Consider the following 1935-nt stretch of genomic DNA (forward strand, 5'->3'; position numbering starts at 1 on the left):
CTCAGAGATGTGTATAAGAGACAGAATCGCAGGACGGCGCAAGGGTCGCCGAAAATCGAACCGACCCCACCACCCACCACAGGGACCTATAACGGTGTCTAGGGGGACCCCACCCGGCACCTCTCACCTCGCGGTGGGACCGACCGATCTAGTCTGGTGGCGGTCCTCTATCCTCGTCGCGCCGGAAGTCTCCCGACGCAGCCGACACCCAGTCCTCGACGATCGGATCCCACGCCATCAGTGACCAGTCCTCCTCGAGCGCACTGCCGTCACGATCGTCGCCGCCCGGATCGCGTGGATCGAGATCGACGTCGGCGCTAGATCCGTACCGCCGCGACCCCGACGGCAGGAACGACAGCGAGCCACGACCGAGGTACGCACTGATGTAGTGCGCCGCGTTCCGTGCGTCCACCCGCCGGATGTCCACCACCCGGCCGAGGCCGACGCGCTCGGCCAACTGCGACAGTTCCCGCTGCGGCAGGAACCGATCCACGAGCAGGTGCAGGTGCGGCCGGTCCCGCTCGTCTCCCTCGTGCCGCACCCACAGATACGACAGGTTTGGATAGCGGTCCCTCAGTTCCGTCCTCAGCGCGTTCCACCGATCGGTGATGTACTCGTGCTTCTCCTCCTTCGACGCGGGCGCTCTGCGGTCCACTGTGAGCGTCAGGAACCGACGCATCTCCGGGCGCTCCTCCGTGATCCGTTCTATCTCCTCGATCAGTCCCATCCTCAGCCGGTGGCCGCAACACTCGCAGTCCCACGAACCGCAACGGTACGACGCCTGTTCCCCCGATTCTGTCTGGTACTTCAGGTGCGCCAAGTCCTTCCGGCAGTCCGGCCGCTCCCGATCCGGCCCGCAATCCCAGTCCCGACCGAGCCGTGACTGCTCATCCAACTCGACCTCGCCGTCGACGGGATCCGCGCTCACTCCGACCACCCCGACCGACGCGATCGCGAGCTGCTCCACGAGTGGCCCGACAGCACGTCCGGCCCAGCTGGGGCGGCACTATCCGACGACCGCGACGAAGAAGAGCCGGTGGCACCGCACCGCACCATAGCCACCGGCACGTCTTCTACCGCACCGCACGGTGGAACGCCTGAATTGGCGAAGCATAGCGGCTCTTGAGTTGTTCTAACTAGCGTCGAGTAAAGACCGCACCGCCGCCGCACCGCCACCGCACAAGATAGCCCCCTCCCGCCGGTCGGGGGCGTGCGGATCGGGCGGCCCTCGAGCCGGGTACGCCGGCTCTCGGGCAAATCAAGATCGCCCGATCCTTGCGGTGGATCGGCGCTTAGTCGTCCAGACCGAGCGTTTCCGTGAACCGTCGAAACACTTACTGACTCGGCTGAGAGAGGACAGAGCGAGGACGAACCCTCCGGCCAAGAGGTTTCCACCGGGCGATTCTGCCACAAATCGCGTCCGGTGGAATCGTCCGTCGCCCGGGCCTTCTCCGGGCATTCACTCACGTTGCGTAGCTTTGACTGCGACGAGAACGACTAGCCCCTTAAAGAATACTGACCTTTCACCCCGGCAGAACATCTACCTATCCCGATACTACCAACACGCCCACATATTGTTATTAGCAGTTCTAACCATAGCCAGACAGAACCCGAAACCGCATGACAGCGCAGGGGTCGCCGATCGCCCCGGAGTATCACCCATCACAACTTACCGCCGTCTTGCGATTCTTCCCCCTGTCGAATCCCGGCCCTATCCGTACAATCGCAGGACGGCGTAAGGATACCCCTGTCTGAACCGCCACAACTTACCGCCGTCTTGCGATTCTCCCACCACAATCACTCGCCCCTCCGCTCCCTAATCGCAGGACGGCGCAAGGGTCGCCGAAAATCGAACCGACCCCACCACCCACCACAGGGACCTATAACGGTGTCTAGGGGGACCCCACCCGGCACCTCTCACCTCGCGGTGGGACC

The 1935-nt window shown here is 64.0% G+C and carries 1 protein-coding gene; it reads right to left on the bottom strand.

The window, feature by feature from the left end; genetic code table 11:
- Positions 1–148: 148 nt before the first annotated feature.
- Positions 149–967, bottom strand: coding sequence for a rolling circle replication-associated protein (locus C495_RS00975; protein ID WP_004045523.1), 819 nt, complete (start codon positions 965–967; stop codon positions 149–151).
- Positions 968–1935 lie beyond the last annotated feature (968 nt).

Source organism: Natronorubrum sulfidifaciens JCM 14089 (assembly GCF_000337735.1).
In the GTDB taxonomy this organism is placed as follows: Archaea; Halobacteriota; Halobacteria; order Halobacteriales; family Natrialbaceae; genus Natronorubrum; species Natronorubrum sulfidifaciens.